Here is a 16,618-nt window from a genome sequence, read left to right on the forward strand (position 1 = left end):
AAACGCTGTGTGTGCATTCAATTTGGCGATCTGTCGGTCAGATTTATTGCGATGACACATCAAGGCTTTGAGAAAAAACATCAAGCTGACGTCTGAACCCCGTTACGCTTCAAAACTGCACCTCTACGCCGATGTTCCAGCTGAAGGCGTAGTCGTCCGAGCTGCTTCCCAATCCAGTTTCAGTAGTGATCTCACCATAGAACCAAGAGCGATCTGACAGGGAGACATTGCCGCCAAAGGTCAGGGCCGCTGTGTCCTGACCGCGCTCGGTGAACACTGCACCTTGCCCAAACACCATCGAGGTTGCGTTGTCGAACGTATGATAGACGTCGATTTGACCATACAGCATCGAATTGTTTGCAATGGCACGCTCAGCACGCAGTCCGACCCGAGCCGTCAATGTGTCACCATCCACCAGGGATCCGATCCGACCACCCCCGACGCCATCTGGGACATCGTTCATCTCGATATCGCTGTACATGATCTGCACTTGCGGGGTGAGCGTCCATTCGTTCAGCAGCGTGAAGGGCTTGCCAACTTCAACAGATACCTCATACCCACTGCCATCGGCATCCACTGCGCCCCTGCCATTCGCACGTATCTGGCTGTCGAAATACCCATAACGAAGCTGCCCGTCGACATAAAACAGACTGTCCGCAACCCAAAGCGCGCTCAGGGTTGCATCATAGGCTTCGGTCGAGATATTGGCACTGGCCAGGCTGGTGCCGACGTTCGATGACAGGCTGCCGATGCCAAATTCCAGCCCGCCAAACAGCTGTCCGCCCGCGATCTCACCCAAAGGCAAATTCGCGCCATATCGCAGAGTGCCATTGTTTGTCGTCAACTCGCCTTCACCGACATCATAGCTGTCGCGTTCACTTTGGGACTCAAACCAGAACAATGGTCCGGCGGTTGTGGTCAACTCAGTCAGCACCTGGCTGACGGTGAAGGCTTTGGAACCGTTGCCTTGCGTCTCAGTGCGGTTGTGTGCTTGCGAAACTGATGAGCGAACACCCTGTTTAAACCCGCTTAGGTTGCCACGCGAAGGACCGGCCATGGACATTCCGGCACTTACGACAAGCACGAATACTGTTGCGGATGTAATCATTGCCTTTTTCATCTTTTCGCGCCTTTCAGCTAAGCGTGTTTGGCACGCTGTGTGTCCAATCAAATTGGCAATCTGCGCCTCAGGTTGATTGCGCTGACACGTCAAGGTTTTGAGAAAAAGCATCAAGTTCCCCCGGTCCGCAGCATTTATTGCAGCGGGGCAGCCTCTGTCAGGCAAACATTGGCGTCGCGAAAACCACCCTCCGAATGCGCGTGATGGCAATGCTCATGGTCGGCTCGCAACCCCCAAAAGCAGGCCTCGGTGGGTCTATCGTCATAACGGCTATGAAACATCCGTACCTACCAACCATCTGGCTCAGGCGATGGTTGATGTCAGCGCAGGCTTGCCTGAGAAAAACCCGCTGACCCATTGCCGTCATGAGGTCAGAGCAGCCAGGCCCCGGAGTTCGTATCCGGGGCCCGGCGGTTGATGGAGGCAGGTCACGTTTTCTCTGACAAGACCTTCCATGATGGACACAGGTTTACCAGTAGTAGCTAAGGCGCGGGTATGGGGTCAGATCGGAGCCCGACGATTTGCCAATAATCAGTGTGTAGCTACCGTTTTCCTGAATCGGGATCACGACCACATTGGGGGCTTGCGAGCCCCCGCTCGCGCCATATGCGCCAGTCTGCTGTGTCGAGGACTGGTTCTTTTGGCCCAGATCGTATTTTGACGTCGAATGGGTGCCCGCGCCGGTCAAATAAGGGGTCTGGTAGGCCTTGGCTTTTTCACTGGCGTGACCAATTGCTTGTGAGGCCGAAACGTGGACATTCTTCCCAAACCCACGCTGGGCTTGATCACGCACCGGACCAGCCATGGACATTCCGGCGCTTGCAACAATCGCGAACACTGTGGCGGAGGCAATCAGTACTTTTTTCATCGTTTGGTTCCTTTTCAGCTGAGCGTATCTGAATCGCTGTGTGTGCACTCAATCTGGCAAACTGCGGTTCAGATTTATTGCGCTGACAGGTCAAGGTTTTGAGAAAAGTCATCAAGCTAGCGCCTGTTCGCAGCGTGTTTGGAGGGGAATCCGGTAAGGGGAAGGATTGTATCACAAGCGGTGACTGCTCGGATTCTTCCACTTGTATACGCGGGTGAGGAGGATGGAGCCCATCCAAGCGGTGAGATATACGCGAGAAGGTCATCGGGACAGGCCAGACCGGCGCGCTATCGTGCGATGATCGCCCCTCTCAGATGCTTGGTGTTCCAGTAGATGATGATAGCGGCCAGGAGGTTAAGGCCTGCCATCCGATAGCGCTGGTCCTTGGCAGTACGGTCGCGGATTTCACCCTGTCGACCAATTCTCAAGGCGGTCTTCGGGGCGTGATGCGCCTCGCCCTTGTTCAGCCCAATCTGTGCACGGCGCTGCATGTCGGCATCGAGCATCCAGTCGATGACAAACAGTGTCCGCTCCATCCTGCAAATTTTACGCAAGGCGGAGGCTAGTTCATGCTGGCGGGGATAGGCGTCAACTTGAAGCCTTTTCTCAAAACCTTGACCTGTCAGCGCAATAAATCCGAACCTCAAATTTCCAAATTGGTTCCACCTACAGCGTATCAGACACGCTCAACCTAGAGGGACCAAGAAATGAAAAAGACACTGATTACATCCGTCACCGCATTCGCCATTGTCCTGAGTGCCGGAACGTCCACAGCTGGTCCGTTGCGTGACCATGGCCAACGCGGGTTTGCGCACAAAGTTCACTCATCAGTTTCGCAAACAGTCAACCACACTGATGGGATGGCCAATACCTACCAAACCACCAATTCGTCCGGCTTTAGCTTCGATTTGCCTTCAGAGCGTCATCTGGGTCAAAACAACCTGTCCGCCACTCTGCAATATCCCGCAATAGACCCGAATTGGAGCTGGGATTTGTCCGATGTTGATGTGATCGGAACTGATACTGGTGGATACGCGATCGAAGACGGTATTCACCTGAATTGGGGGCCAAATCAAGAAAACCAAATGCTTGGTCAAGTTGAAGAAGATGGTCGATACCTCATTGGTTCCGTGATCATTGTCGCGGCAGGGTTTGGGGTTATCATCGAGGGTTTTGCGGAAATTATTTATGATATCGCTTGCCCACGTGGCAATCTTGGCCCAGCTGAATGCTACCAATTCTGGAATGCGGGAGAATTAGGTCCGGCTGCGATGTAGTTCCGGTAACTGCTGCGCTGCAATACTGAAAGGCCACCCGGTATAGTGGGAAGATCACCACGGTATGGACCGACCATGACCCAAAACCCCTGCGCCGGCTCACAAGAGACGGTTCAGGGGCTACTGCGTCGGGAAGATCATGCTGGGGTGTTCTGGGTGGAATCCGATATGTTGGCTGAAACCTAGAGCCCAGTCACGAGACGGCAAGCTCGGGATTTGCTACAAAAACAGATTGCAGCCCGAAGTCACTCACCGACCTGGACATTGCCGGTTTTGTTGCAAAGATTTGAGCCCGACGAGCTGTCTTAACGATCAGATAGGAGCTAGACGGTCAGCTCTGCGAATTGTTTGAATGGACAGAGTCCGGGCGTGAATTGGTCCTTACGGATCATGTGCGCCACCTCGATACCTGCAAAAGTTGCCGTAGCCGACCACTTAATACAGCACTGCGTGCAGGTGAATGATAAGTTTGCGAGTGCAAACCAGTAACGATAATGGCTCCCATTATCGTTATCGATACGAACGGCCCAGAGCCGACATCCAGCACCCAATCGAGATGCTGCGGTAGCAGCCCGCATTCCTGCCATTCGCCGCAGACGCGAAATCACGTGCAATCCGAACAGGAAATCTGCCGGACATTCCTGCCGCTCACGAAATATTTCACTTAGCTAATCACGTGGATATCTACTAACGCTGATTCCATGGCTTACAATTACGACAAACTGTACGGCGAGACACGAAATGCACTGGGGCAACCAACTTCGGTTTTTGTCAAATTTTTCGACCAACTTGACCAACATAACGTTCGTGTCCTGGACGTGGGGTGCGGACAAGGCCGTGACGCTATTTTCATTGCGAATTTGGGGCATCGCGTTGTGGGAGTGGACATATCCCCCAATGGCATTCGCGATCTAAGAGCTGCAGCGACAAAAGAAAATTTAAAAGTTGAAGGTGTTGTGGCCGACATCACTACCTACAACCCAGAGGGTCTATTTGACATAGTGCTGATCGACCGAACACTGCACATGTTAGATCGCCCATCTCGGGGCACGGTTCTGAATTCGTTGATGAACCATGTAACCGATGACGGATGGCTTCTAATCGCGGATGAGTCGCCCAATATCGCAGACTTTAAAGCCACCGCATTGGGCCATGAATTGGATTGGAAAGCACATTTCGCAGAACGCGGTTATCTGTTTATGCGCCGATCTTAACGAGCACATTGGGCTCAGAGCGGCCGTCACAGCCGGTGCAGCATTATCCCCCGCCCCACCTCAAACAGAATTCCCGGACGGGCACATACCTGCCGTTCGTCAGCTTGGTTAGCGCCGCAGTGCAGCTTCCCAAAAGCGGACGTTGACAACCGATCGCAGCATTCGCAAGATCTGCGTTTCTCGGGCGGTTCCCGGTCATGGCGGTGTGCTATTGTAAGATATTGTCGATATATTCGCCCGCAATGGCCGTCGACGACACACATATGCTCGTCGAAATGCCACAAACGTACAGCGTTTCACCAGGAGTCAGGTGACTCGGAGGTGCCGACTGAAAAGCCGACAGACGATTGCGACGAAGCAGAATGTCGTCTCGCAGTCGAGCGACCTCTGAGGCAAGCTCAACACCCGGCCATCCAATCTGGCAGGTCGTTGCTCAATTGAACTCACATAGCGTAGACGAAAGCAGCGCGGCAGATTGTTGAGAATATTCAATCTGCTGTTTCTCAGGTTAAGCCGCACGGGGCTGACTTGGATCTGTTGAGATTGCACAGCCACCCACAATGGGGCACGGTGTTGTTCAACCTGGAAGAATACTCATGACTTCGGCAAAAACTACTAACCCGTGGTTCATATTGCTGGGCCTTGCGCTTGGCGTCAGCATATCCAACGCCTTTGGCCGCTTTGCATACGGCCTAATTCTGCCATCAATGAAAAGTAGCCTCGGCTGGAACCTCACTCAATCTGGTTGGCTAAACACCGCCAATTCGATTGGTTACATAATGGGTGCAATCCTAACACTTTTCCTGATCCGCTATATTTCGCCGTCACGGCTGTTTGCTGGCGGCACTGTGGCGACCGCACTGTGTCTGTTAATGACCGGGTTAAATGAGGACCTCGTATTTCAAACCGCTTGTCGTACATTGGTGGGGTTGTTCGGCGCTCTTTCCTTTGTATCAGGCGGCGTTCTGGCGGCATCTCTGTTCCAGAACTGCGCCCGAAGGAATGCACTGGCTATCGCCTTGTACTTTGGCGGCGGCGGTGGGTTTGGTATCGCCTTATGTGGCGCAATCCTTCCGACTATGCTGGACGTTTTCGGGCCGCAATACTGGAACTGGGCGTGGATCGGAGTTGGGATTGCAGCTCTGATCATTTGTCCATTTTCCGTTTGGGCCTCCACAAAGCTGAACAAAGCCGAACACGACGCAGCGCTTCCTTCCATTCCTCCAGTGCGCAGGATGTTAGGCGAACTCGGCGGATACGCGCTGTTTGGGTTGGGTTACATAGTCTACGTAACTTTCATCGCTGTCTGGATGAAGGAGCAGCATTCCAGTGTCCTGTTGACCACGGCAACTTGGATGATCCTTGGATTCAGCATTATGGCGTCGCCATTTGTTTGGCGTGGGATATTAGCCCGCTTCGCTTCTGGGACGCCATTGGCGTTGATCTTAGCCGGCGTCGCTTGTGGTTCAGCCCTGCCGATCCTTGTTCCAAACGGATATGGATTGATCATGTCGGCGCTCGTGTTTGGGCTGTCGGTCTTTATGCCGCCCACTGCTGTCACCAGCTTTGTCCGCCAGAATCTGGATCAGCAGGATTGGGGTGCAACCATAAGCTTTTTTACAGTTGTTTTCGCTATCTCACAAACACTTGGACCGATCGGAGCCGGCGTCATCGGAGACATAACCGGAGAAATTGGAGATAGCCTTGTAGTGGCCTCTGCTGTCCTGCTGGTGGGTGCCCTTTGTGCTGCGATGCAAAAACCACTCGGGCGTGCGGTGGCGTAACCGTCCTGTTCCGAACTGCGCTCATTCACTACAACAGACTAGGTGGGTTCTGACTGCGCGAAGAATAGCTCTCTGGTCACTCCAGCGCGGGTCTGCTTCAGGCACTTGCCTCATAGTGCGGGATCCAGAACTTCGCCTCTATCGCCGCTTTCAGATCATTTTCTGAGGATTTAGGCGCAACCCCGTCCAATTGCGCCTGTTGACCAACGGCAAATGCAATAGCTTTGCTGACCTGGCGAATGTCCCCCACATCGGGCAGCAGGCTTGCGGTGCGATCGGACTTCGCAGGCGATAATGCAGCCAAGGCCTCGGCGGCGGCCATGAACATTCCGTCAGTGACGCGGCGCGCGCCTGCCGCCAGCACACCCAAGCCCATACCCGGGAAAATGTAGGAATTATTGCATTGCGCGACATGGTGCGTCTTGCCGTTGTAGACAACGGGATCAAACGGGCTTCCGGTGGCGACTATTGCAAGGCCACCTGACCAGTCGATAATATCTGCGGGCGCGGCCTCAATTCGCGATGTCGGGTTCGAAAGCGGCAACACGACAGGATGATCAGTCTGAGCCGCCATTGCACGAATGATTTCTTCAGAGAACAAGCCTGCCTGACCGCTGACACCAACCAATATGTTGGGTTTGGCCTGATTAATCACATCCAACAGGGAAATTTCACCATTGGACCAGTTCCTCACTTTGTTGAAGGGTTGGACAACCTGCTTCTGGAACGGCAGAAGATCTGTCATCGCATCGGTTAACAGGCCATTCCGATCCACTATGTAGATGCGCTCGCGCGCCTCGGTTTCGGATAGTCCTTGCCGGATCATGAGTTGAACTAATTGTTCTGCGATACCCACTCCCGCTGACCCGGCGCCGAGGAACGCGATGGTAGCGTCCCTTAATGGAATGCCGGTGACATCTGAGGCAGCCAGCAAAGTGCCCGCCGTTACCGCAGCCGTGCCCTGGATATCATCATTGAATGTACAGAGCTGATCGCGATACCGCGCAAGCAGGGGTGCCGCATGTTGCTGTGCAAAATCCTCGAATTGCAGCAACACATCCGGCCACTTGCGCATTACCGCCTGCACAAAAAGATCGACGAACTCGAAATAGTCATCCCCGGTCATGCGCTCATGACGCCAGCCGATATAAAGGGGATCTTCCAGCCGTTCCTGATTGTTGGTGCCGACGTCCAATACCACCGGGAGCGTTACAGACGGGCTAATCCCGCCTGCAGCGGTATAAAGCGAGAGTTTTCCGATCGGAATTCCCATACCGCCCGCGCCTTGATCACCCAAACCCAGAATCCGCTCTCCGTCGGTAACGACAATGGCTTCGGCAGAGGGCAGGATGGCGTTCTCAAGTATGTCATCGATCCGGTCACGCTCTGGGTACGAAATGATAAATCCGCGTGGGTGATCATAGATTTCACTGAACTGCTTGCAGGCGTCACCCACAACGGGTGTGTAAATTATCGGCATCATCTCGGTCAGATGCCGCACCAACAGAGCGTAGAACAGAACCTCGTTGTCATCCTGCAGGCCACGCAGATAGACATGTTTGTCCAGCGGTGTCTCTTCGCGCTCAAAGGCGGCATAGGCACGATCTACTTGGGTTTCGAGCGTTTCGATGTGTGGCGGAAGAAGGCCTAGCAATCCGAGCTTTTCTCGTTCGTGTAGAGAAAAGGCAGTACCTTTGTTCAAGAGTGGGTTTGTCAAATACTGTAAATTTACAGGACCGGAATCGACCATAGGTTACCCTTTCGGATCGGCACGCACTGTTTGCACGCGACGTCCAGTAAAGTCAGCATTATAAGACGACAATTGCAACGAACTTAGAGCACGGTTGCATTTAACCATCTTGCATAGAAGTGCCTAAGTATTGTTACTCTCTGCACTTAGGATTTTGTCTGCCGAAGCGCCTGCAGACAGATTGGCGTCTGAAAATGATCTGGTTTCTGGAAGTTCAAGATGCAGAGAAGACGTATGATCAATTTCAATTCGACCGTTGGTCAGAGTGTAATCCAGGACGTGTCCTCCTTTGCTCAGATCGCTGGAAATAAAGTGTAGGTGGTAACCCGGGACTCCGATCCCGACGGCATAATCCGGGCATCGAAAACCCAGAATTGTCCCCTCGACGTTGTTCAGCTCAAACTCAGCCTGCGTTTTTACAACCTCCAGCAGAGGTTTGTATGGTTTCTCCTGCCGTAGAACGTTTCTGTACTTTATGTGTTTAATGTCGCCGGTAAATCGAACGGCATAGAACAGGTTTCCTGCCTCCGCCAATGCATCAAGCTTGGCCTCAAGAGCATCCTTTTGTGTTTCTCTGTCCAAAGATCGATAAACCGCTGGTTCGAAATTGATGACGGCAGCATAAGGTGTCAGAGCCTTGTCGCTTGCGACCGAAGCATTGCCATTCCCGTCGAGGCGATAGGCAACGCCATCCAACACGATCATTTCTCCGTCGAGCGCATTGAACGTACCCAGGCCGAAGTTTCCATGTTCCAGCAGCTGTTCGGTGGAAACGGTCCCGTCGTAAACGCCTTGCATGACTGCGCTCAGCAACGAAGCCTGATAATACTCATGTGCATGTTTTTCCGATTGGAAACCCCGTTCTCTGGAATGACTAGCCAGGGCCGTTGCAAAAGAAAGCTCTATATCTTGTCGCATGCTGTTTCACCAATCTATCTGCCTGGCGTCTATACATTTTCGACCATTCGAAACTGTCTTGCTTTCCAGTATCGCGTGCCTCTCGAGATCGGGCAACACAAGAGATTATTTGATAGTTTACAGCTTTACAGGGCATTACAAAGGTGATCGTGGGATTGCCCCGGGATAACCGATCATCATGAGAACGCCACGGACAATGCCGCGCCGGAAGGGCTTTCACTTTCCCCGCGAGATCATCGCCTAAGCCGTATGGGCTTATCACCGTTTCGCCCACAACACGGCCACTGTCGAGTATTTGCTTGCTGAGCGCAGTGTAATCGTCAGCCCGGAAGCTGCCCGGCAATGGGTTAACCGCTTTGGCCGTCATTTCGCCGACTGCATCAAGCGGGACCGGCCAAAGGCGACCGACAAATGGCATTTGCACGAAGTTGTTTACCGATCAACGGTTGGAAATGTCGGCCCTGGCGGGCAGTGGATGCGAATGGGAATACCCTTGATATTCTTGTCCAACCACAGCGAAACACCAAGGCGGCAAGGCGTTTTAAAAGCGATTGATCTCGCAGTTCGGCAAACCCCGTGTCGTGATCACGGATAAGTTGCGATGCTATTTCAAGCCAATCTACGATCTTGCGCCGTACGCGGATCACCATCGACATGATCTCACCATCTGCGTTCCGTCTCAGGAACCTTTTTGCTGCGCGGTGATCGCTCACGGCTTTATCGCTATCTGACACATAGCCCTGGCGGCGCTTTTTGCGCTCCCCTGCCCTGCTGCAGATGTCGACGAAATGAAGGCTGAATTTCGTTCCTGGCCGCGTGCTGACAAGATGAAATACATGACGCCGGATAGGCTAAGATCACACGCTCAAGATGCCCACGACCTACGGAAACTGAACCGCGCAAGACCACAAAAACGGTTATTGCCGTGACGAGTTTTGCGCTGCCAGCTAGTCAATTTCATGTGTCTCATCAGCGGGTTTCCGCTCTATTACCGTCCCCATAACAGACCCGTATTCAAATGTGCGGTTGGCTACGGGAATTCCCGAATAGTTAGTTCAGTTTTAGGTTGCTACTCCGCCCCGACGGCAACGTAGGACAGAAAGACGATCTATGAAAATTGCAGATATTGGCAATTCTGAACTGGATCTCTGGCAATCTGGGGAAGCTCTTATTCAGGAAATTTGCCAAAAGTTTGGATTTGAAAACGCCTCCTACGCCCACATCGACAAGCATCATAATGTCGTTCATGGCTGCACTACATTTCCAGAGGAATGGGTCAAGTATTACGTCGACAACAATCTCGTTCTGGCCGATCCCCTCATTCGTTTCGGCGCCCAAATGATCGCACCAATCGACTGGGCAGTGTTCGACGACCAAGCCGACTATGCAGCGCTTTTTCAAGCGGCCAGAAGGTTTGGAGTGGGACAAAACGGTCTTTCCATTCCGGTGATCAACCCTTTTGGCGAGCGCGGCGTGTTTACCGTCACGTCCAATATGGCTCGTCCTGAGTGGAGCGCCTTGATCGCGAAAAAGCTCCCTGCCCTACGCCAGGAAGCGCAGGTCCTGCATCTGCTTGCCCTCGATGTCATAGAAACCGTATTCAACTTTCCATCGAATTCCCTGTCTGCGGATGAACTGGATGTGTTGAAGATGTTCGCGTCGGGTTTGAAACTGACTGTCATTGCCAGGAAAACGCGGCACGCTTCGAGAACGATCGATGTTCTGACTGCCTCCATCACTACCAAGCTCAAGAGTCGGACGATCGAACAGGCGGTTGCCCGAGCTGTCAGTACCGGTATCCTCAAATGGAGCGATTTCTTTGCCGACCCCGTGGCAGAAATAGTCAAACCAGAACGTCAGCGGCTGTGCGGTGGGATTGTCCGTTGGGCCGGCAGGTCCCATGAGTTGATCGCCTTTGACGACGGCGGACTCGCTCGAAACACTGATAGTTTTCGGTCCGCCCAAATCACAGACCTCGCCAGAGAGTTCAACTTGAGTTCAAAAAAGATGGTCGAAGAACTTGGGTGTAACCGTGATCAAAGATTGTGGGTCAGGTATCTTTGAATTCGTATTGAAAAAGCGCAGAGGCGCAAATTACACATAATTTCTCTTACCCGGGTTCGGCTTGCGCAGTCTTGAGCCGAGAGATTGTGGATCTGCTCACACCCAGCATACGACCGATCTCTGCCGCAGTCTTGCCCATCGATAGCAGGGAAATCGCCTCTTCGCGTTCCGTTGCGCTCAGTTTTTGCGGTCGTCCTTTACTCAGGCCGAAGGATTTGGGCCGATCTTCCACTGCACGGCTTTCCAAGTCAGCCAGCCCAAGCTCATAGTCGATGACTCCGCCTAGTACTTCCAAGACCATACTCGCGCGCCCGTCTGCGGTATTGATCCAGGGTTCAGACATTGACCGAAATGCCGCTCCTTTTTCGTGAAGCCGTTCTAACAGATTGAATAGCTCTGCGATCGAGTCAGCAATCGCAGACAGACGAGACACGACGATTACGTCACCAGCCGAAACATCCGCCAGAAATTCCTCCAGCGTTTCGCCTCGGTTGGTCCCGTCCTGCGCGGTATCGCTCCATATGCGGTCGCATCCTTGACGCTTGAGCTCGCTGAGTTGAACCTCACTTCGGTACCATTTCGATGATACCCGCGCATATCCGATTTTTACCATTTTAAATCAGTCTCGTAGGATTGGATCACAGTAGTTCTTGACTTTTGCACGCATTTATGACCGTTTAATTGCACGCAGTTCTGCACGACAATAGCGCTGAATCTGTGCAATGACAATCGCCGCAGCGAATGACCGGGACGAAATGCAGCATTCTCTTACAGAAGCTACAAAGGATTCCAGCCTCTACAACGAGGACCTGGCCCCCGTTCCTGTCGAAAAGCGCGATTGGGGTTGGTTTGAGCTCTTCAATGTCTGGGCCAACGATGTTCAATCGCTGTTTGGGTACACATTGGCGGCGTCGCTGTTCTTGACTTACGGGCTGAATGGCTGGGCGGTGTTTGCGGGTATCGTGTTGGCGGGATTCATTGTCATGGGGCTCGTCAACTTGATCGGCAAACCCAGTGTCAAATATGGAATACCATTTGCTGTAATGGCTCGAGCCAGCATGGGCGTTCGCGGGGCGAATTTCCCTGCCCTCATCCGGGCCGTCGTGGCTATCTTCTGGTACGGTGTGCAAACATATTTTGCATCGACTGCACTTGCCTTGGCCATGGTCGCACTGATCGGGGAAAATGGCCCTGCAATCTTTCTGGGCCTCAGCGTCATCGAGTGGGGTGCCTTTCTGGCAGTCTGGGCCTTTCAGATTGCACTTTTCTGGAACGGTATTGATCCGATTGTCGGTTTTCTCAATTTCGCTGGCCCATTTGTGTATGCGGTGATGGTGGCGCTGGCGATCATGATCTGGGTCGAAGTCGGCAACGATCTCTGGCTGGAGGTCGGCACTATTTTCCGCGGAACCGGCGACTACAAGGGCAACTCACTTGGCGCATTCGCTGCAGTCGTGGGCACAATGACCGCCTATTTTTCGGCCGTGGTGATCAATTTCGGCGATTTTTCCAGGTTCGTACGGTCAGAAGATGAAATGCGAAAGGGTAACCTGATCGGTCTACCGATCAATATCGCCTTCTTTTCCCTGATTGCTTTGATTGTAACGGCAGGTACTGTCGCAATCTGGGGCGAGGCGTTAACCAACCCGACCGCTATAATTGCAAGGGTCGATTCCTTGCCACTAACACTCCTGGCGGCGGCGACATTTCTGGCCGCCACGGTCGGCATCAACCTCGTCGCCAACTTCATACCACCCGCATACGATTTGGCGAACCTTATGCCCAGTCGGATCAATTTCCGCGTTGCCGGGATAATTACCTCGGCCTACGCGCTGGTGATTGGCGGGCTTTGGGTATCGACGATCAGCCAGATCGGTATCTTGGGGTTTGTGAACACATTAGGCGCCATTCTGGCACCTGTTTATGGGATCATCATCGCAGATTTTTATCTGGTGAAATCCGGTGAGCTGGACGTTGATCAGCTTTTTTCGGCGGCCCGCGACGGCCCCTATTTCTACAGTAACGGATGGAATATGGCCGCGATCGTGTCGTTCATCCTTCCGGCTACATTTTCGGTACTCACAGTCTGGGTTCCCATGCTGAATACGCTGTCAGGCTTTGCATGGGTGATTGGCGCAGGATTTGGAGGTGTTTTCTACTGGGCAATTGCAAAGCGCTGATAGGCTGAGACATCCACCAGTTTGATGCCTACGGGCAGAGCAACCGATTGCAAATACATGCAATCGGACTGGATTGATTTGTCTCAGACAACAAGCCGACACGGGAACGAACGTCGCAACCATGCGACGGAAACGGTTCAGGCCACAAACCTTGAATCGATGGGCGGCTATTGCCGCAAATCTTGGGGGCTTTCCCCCCGAAAGCAAAATGGGAGGACCATTATGGTAACCGCAGAAACAACTGCAAAAAATGCAAGTACTACAGATCCGGAAGGTGACACGCTAAATCCGGTCACGCCCAATGAAAAAACCTGGGGCGCGTTTGCGATTTTCAACATCTGGGCCAACGATGTTCAATCACTGTTTGGCTATTCGCTAGTAGCGTCACTCTTTATATCCTACGGCGTTGGGGGTTGGACAGCTTTCCTGGCACTCATCTTCGCGGGGCTGTTCGTTATGTGGATGGTGAACCTATCCGGCGCGCCCGGAGAAAAATACGGTATCCCCTATCCGGTTCTGGCGCGCGCCAGTATGGGCACAACCGGATCCAAGCTACCGGCAGTATTGCGGGCCACAGTCGCTGTCTTCTGGTATGGCGTTCAGGTCTATTTCGCTTCGACCGCCCTTTCATTGTTGATCCGTTCGATAACAGGCATCAGCGGTGGTGCAGAGATGTTAGGGTTGACGGGCATCGACTGGCTTGCCTTTCTACTCGTTTGGGTGTTCCACATCGTCATTTTCTGGCGCGGCATGGGTTGGGTCGAGACATTTCTGAACTTTGCCGGACCATTCGTCTATGCGGTGATGATAGGCTTGGTCATCGTGCTATGGCAGCGCGCGGACGGGCAGCTTCTGAGCGCAACCGCGACCATCTTCGCCAACCCAGAAGGCACCTTTGGATCTGAAGTTAAAGGCTTCATCGCCATATTCGGAACTATGGTTGCCTATTTTTCGGCCGTGATGATCAACTTCTCGGACTTTTCGCGCTATTCCCGCGACAAGGCATCCATGAAGGCCGGTAATCTTGCCGGTTTGCCGCTGAACATGATCCTTTTTTCGGCATTGGCGCTTTTGACGACTGGCGGTGCCGCCGTGGTCTTTGGTGAAGAAATCATCAACCCGACCGAGATCGTCGAGAAGACCGACAGCGTTCTGCTGGCCATCATCGCAGCGATTACCTTCTTCGCTGCAACCGTTGGCATCAATCTGGTCGCGAACTTCATTCCGGCGGTGAATGGCATAGCCAACCTGGCCCCTGGTAAGATCAGCTTCCGTCAGGCAGGTCTGGCCACTTCAGTCTTTGCCTTGGTAATTGGCGGTCTTTGGACGGCCATTATCTCGAATATCGGCATTGCCGGGTTCGTGAACACGCTGGGTGCGACTCTGGCTCCGATCTTTGGGATCATGATCGTAGATTACTACAAAATTCGGAAGGAAGAGCTGAATGTGGACGACCTCTACAACATGGAAGGCGGTGCCTACCATTATGGTAACGGTTGGAATGACTCGGCACTAATTGCCTTTGGTTTTGCTTCAGTATTCTCGGTCGCTACTGTTTGGGTGCCAGCACTGGGAATTCTGTCAGGATATGCCTGGATCATCGGTGCGATACTTGGCGGTGTTATCTATAACGCTATGGCCAAGAAGAACACTTAATCTTTCAGAAGATAGATGGCGGGCGGCGCGCCGCCTGCCATCAGGTATTGAGGTTGTTGACAGTGGCTCTGACCAAAAGCTGCTTGCAATGGAGCGCTAAAGAGATCGCAGCATGGCGCATTTGGACCTTTTTGCATGGATCAGGGATCTATAACGGTGCGGAATGCCACAACGAAAATCTGACGCCTAGTCCAACCCCCGATACCTGGGCATCAAAAAAGCTGTCAGCAGAACCCATCAAATTGTAACACCCCGCCATCAATCGCTGCCCACAGCAATAGTCCCACTTGCCTTCCCTACCAATCCACTTATGAAGTTCAATCAGTTGACCTAGGGGAAAGATTGCAATGCGCATGCGCGATACGTTCATCAAACCGATGCACCCGGAAGGTATTCGGTTTGTCGCGATCTTTGCCGCCATTACTTTCGGTCTGTTTATCCTGTCTAACATTCTGGGCTGGATTGGTGTCGGCCTCACGATCTGGTGCTACTATTTCTTTCGCGACCCGGAACGCGTGCCACCCAAAGGAGAAGGGTTGATCGTCAGCCCAGCGGACGGGGTAGTTTCGCTGATCGAAGCGGCGGTGCCGCCGAACGAGCTTGGGATGCCTGACACGCCTCTCACCCGTGTCAGTGTGTTCATGAGTGTCTTCAACTGTCATGTGAACCGCACGCCAATTGAAGGTGAGATTACCGCTGTTGCATATCGCCCCGGCAAGTTTTTCAACGCATCCCTGGACAAGGCCAGTGCTGATAATGAGCGCAACAGCCTGCGCATTCGTATGAAAAACGGTCAGAATCTGGCTGTTGTCCAGATTGCCGGCCTGGTGGCCAGACGGATCGTCTGCTTCGTGAAGCCAGGCGCAGCTATGCAAACTGGAGAACGATTTGGATTGATCCGCTTCGGGTCGCGGCTGGATGTTTATCTTCCTGATGGCATGGTCCTACAAGTGCGTGTAGGGCAAACGATGATTGCGGGCGAAACCGTCCTTGCCAGTTTGCCCACGCCTGAAGAAAAGTAGGTAACTGGATCAGTGGAAAAACCACCCAAACAGGAAGAGACCGAGTTTGCGCTGATCCATTTGTTGCCGAATGCATTGACCATAACGGCCATATGCGCGGGCCTGTCAGCAATCAGATTTGGCGTTCAGGGCAATTATGTGCTCGCTGTCCAGTTGATAATTGCCGCCTGTGTGCTGGATGGGCTGGATGGCCGTATTGCGCGCCTTCTCAGCAGTGACAGCAAACTGGGGGCCGAACTGGACTCACTTGCAGATTTCTTGAACTTCGGGGTCGCCCCACCGCTCGTTCTTTATTTCTGGGCCTTGCAGGATATACGCAGTGCGGCTTGGATTGCGGTTCTGTTTTTTGCGGTGTGCTGCGTCATGCGACTTGCCCGGTTCAATGTGGGCGGCAAATCCGAAACCTGCGATCAAGATGGGGCCTATTTCGAGGGAGTCCCCGCCCCTGCAGGGGCGCTGCTTGTCATGTTGCCAATGTATCTGTCCTTCGCCTTCGCCGATGCCCCTTTGCTGCCCAGTATATTGATTTGCCTTTATATGGTGATCATAGGTCTTCTGCTTATCAGCCAAATACCGACCTGGTCATTCAAGACGACGCGAATCTCGCGCGAGAACGCAAAGTTTTTTCTCATCGGTGTCGCTGTTGCGGGGGCCGCATTGCTGACTTTCGCCTGGGCTACGTTGATTGTGCTTTGTTTCGGATATGTGGGCACGGTCGCCTGGGCGTGGCTCGACAGGGGAATACCTTCTAACCGTTAAGGACTC

At 53.0% G+C, this 16,618-nt stretch carries 14 protein-coding genes and 3 pseudogenes; 9 read left to right on the plus strand and 8 right to left on the minus strand.

Features of this window, described 5'->3' with window-relative positions:
* Nucleotides 1-109 precede the first annotated feature (109 nt).
* The 3 genes and pseudogenes from AC2FJW_RS07605 to AC2FJW_RS07615 all read right to left on the minus strand — a co-directional run.
* Complete coding sequence (locus AC2FJW_RS07605) at nucleotides 110-1,120, minus strand: autotransporter outer membrane beta-barrel domain-containing protein (RefSeq protein WP_496749701.1); 1,011 nt, start codon at nucleotides 1,118-1,120, stop codon at nucleotides 110-112.
* Between the two features lie 469 nt (nucleotides 1,121-1,589).
* Nucleotides 1,590-1,988: a hypothetical protein gene (locus AC2FJW_RS07610; protein ID WP_496749703.1), complete on the minus strand. Its 399-nt coding sequence runs from the start codon at nucleotides 1,986-1,988 to the stop codon at nucleotides 1,590-1,592.
* A 171-nt stretch (nucleotides 1,989-2,159) separates the two neighbouring features.
* Nucleotides 2,160-2,575 (minus strand): annotated as a pseudogene (locus AC2FJW_RS07615) (Tn3 family transposase); the annotation flags it as partial.
* 120 nt (nucleotides 2,576-2,695) lie between these two features.
* Between AC2FJW_RS07615 and AC2FJW_RS07620 the strand changes: the two are divergent.
* Nucleotides 2,696-3,265, plus strand: a complete 570-nt coding sequence (locus AC2FJW_RS07620; RefSeq protein WP_496749704.1) for a hypothetical protein — start codon at nucleotides 2,696-2,698, stop codon at nucleotides 3,263-3,265.
* 323 nt (nucleotides 3,266-3,588) lie between these two features.
* Here AC2FJW_RS07620 and AC2FJW_RS07625 read toward each other — a convergent pair.
* A pseudogene (locus AC2FJW_RS07625) lies at nucleotides 3,589-3,696 on the minus strand (IS6 family transposase); the annotation flags it as partial.
* 270 nt (nucleotides 3,697-3,966) lie between these two features.
* Here AC2FJW_RS07625 and AC2FJW_RS07630 point away from each other — a divergent pair.
* Nucleotides 3,967-4,479 carry a class I SAM-dependent methyltransferase gene (locus AC2FJW_RS07630; protein WP_496749705.1) on the plus strand — a complete coding sequence of 171 codons (513 nt, stop codon included), beginning with the start codon at nucleotides 3,967-3,969 and terminating at the stop codon, nucleotides 4,477-4,479.
* A 208-nt stretch (nucleotides 4,480-4,687) separates the two neighbouring features.
* On the opposite strand, the gene AC2FJW_RS07635 is transcribed toward AC2FJW_RS07630, so the two are convergent.
* On the minus strand, nucleotides 4,688-4,897 hold the full coding sequence (locus AC2FJW_RS07635) for an isochorismatase family protein (protein WP_496749949.1): 210 nt from the start codon (nucleotides 4,895-4,897) through the stop codon (nucleotides 4,688-4,690).
* Between the two features lie 178 nt (nucleotides 4,898-5,075).
* On the opposite strand from AC2FJW_RS07635, the gene AC2FJW_RS07640 reads away from it, so the two are divergent.
* Nucleotides 5,076-6,263, plus strand: a complete 1,188-nt coding sequence (locus AC2FJW_RS07640) for a YbfB/YjiJ family MFS transporter (protein WP_496749706.1) — start codon at nucleotides 5,076-5,078, stop codon at nucleotides 6,261-6,263.
* A gap of 97 nt (nucleotides 6,264-6,360) precedes the next feature.
* Here AC2FJW_RS07640 and AC2FJW_RS07645 read toward each other — a convergent pair whose 3' ends face one another.
* Together AC2FJW_RS07645 and budA are read right to left on the minus strand one after the other, a co-directional pair.
* Nucleotides 6,361-8,013 carry an NAD-dependent malic enzyme gene (locus AC2FJW_RS07645; RefSeq protein WP_496749707.1) on the minus strand — a complete coding sequence of 551 codons (1,653 nt, stop codon included), beginning with the start codon at nucleotides 8,011-8,013 and terminating at the stop codon, nucleotides 6,361-6,363.
* 123 nt (nucleotides 8,014-8,136) lie between these two features.
* Nucleotides 8,137-8,931, minus strand: coding sequence for an acetolactate decarboxylase (gene budA / locus AC2FJW_RS07650; RefSeq protein ID WP_496749708.1), 795 nt, complete (start codon nucleotides 8,929-8,931; stop codon nucleotides 8,137-8,139).
* Between the two features lie 178 nt (nucleotides 8,932-9,109).
* Between budA and AC2FJW_RS07655 the strand changes: the two are divergent.
* Together AC2FJW_RS07655 and AC2FJW_RS07660 are read left to right on the plus strand one after the other, a co-directional pair.
* Nucleotides 9,110-9,587, plus strand: a pseudogene (locus tag AC2FJW_RS07655) (IS6 family transposase); the annotation flags it as partial.
* Between the two features lie 454 nt (nucleotides 9,588-10,041).
* Entirely contained in the window at nucleotides 10,042-10,995 is a 954-nt protein-coding gene (locus tag AC2FJW_RS07660; protein ID WP_496749709.1) for a helix-turn-helix transcriptional regulator, read from the plus strand.
* A gap of 46 nt (nucleotides 10,996-11,041) precedes the next feature.
* Here the strand turns inward: AC2FJW_RS07660 and AC2FJW_RS07665 are convergent, their stop codons facing one another.
* Nucleotides 11,042-11,608: a recombinase family protein gene (locus AC2FJW_RS07665; protein WP_496691418.1), complete on the minus strand. Its 567-nt coding sequence runs from the start codon at nucleotides 11,606-11,608 to the stop codon at nucleotides 11,042-11,044.
* 109 nt (nucleotides 11,609-11,717) lie between these two features.
* On the opposite strand from AC2FJW_RS07665, the gene AC2FJW_RS07670 reads away from it, so the two are divergent.
* From AC2FJW_RS07670 to pssA, 4 genes are all read left to right on the plus strand, one after another.
* Nucleotides 11,718-13,175, plus strand: a complete 1,458-nt coding sequence (locus tag AC2FJW_RS07670) for an NCS1 family nucleobase:cation symporter-1 (RefSeq protein WP_496749710.1) — start codon at nucleotides 11,718-11,720, stop codon at nucleotides 13,173-13,175.
* 222 nt (nucleotides 13,176-13,397) lie between these two features.
* Entirely contained in the window at nucleotides 13,398-14,831 is a 1,434-nt protein-coding gene (locus tag AC2FJW_RS07675) for an NCS1 family nucleobase:cation symporter-1 (RefSeq protein WP_496691416.1), read from the plus strand.
* A gap of 347 nt (nucleotides 14,832-15,178) precedes the next feature.
* Complete coding sequence (locus tag AC2FJW_RS07680) at nucleotides 15,179-15,853, plus strand: phosphatidylserine decarboxylase (RefSeq protein WP_496749711.1); 675 nt, start codon at nucleotides 15,179-15,181, stop codon at nucleotides 15,851-15,853.
* Nucleotides 15,854-15,865: 12 nt separating this feature from the next.
* Entirely contained in the window at nucleotides 15,866-16,612 is a 747-nt protein-coding gene (gene pssA, locus AC2FJW_RS07685) for a CDP-diacylglycerol--serine O-phosphatidyltransferase (RefSeq protein ID WP_496691414.1), read from the plus strand.
* The last annotated feature ends 6 nt before the right edge of the window (nucleotides 16,613-16,618 follow it).

The sequence above is a fragment of the Ruegeria sp. CDSA020 genome, assembly GCF_059612345.1.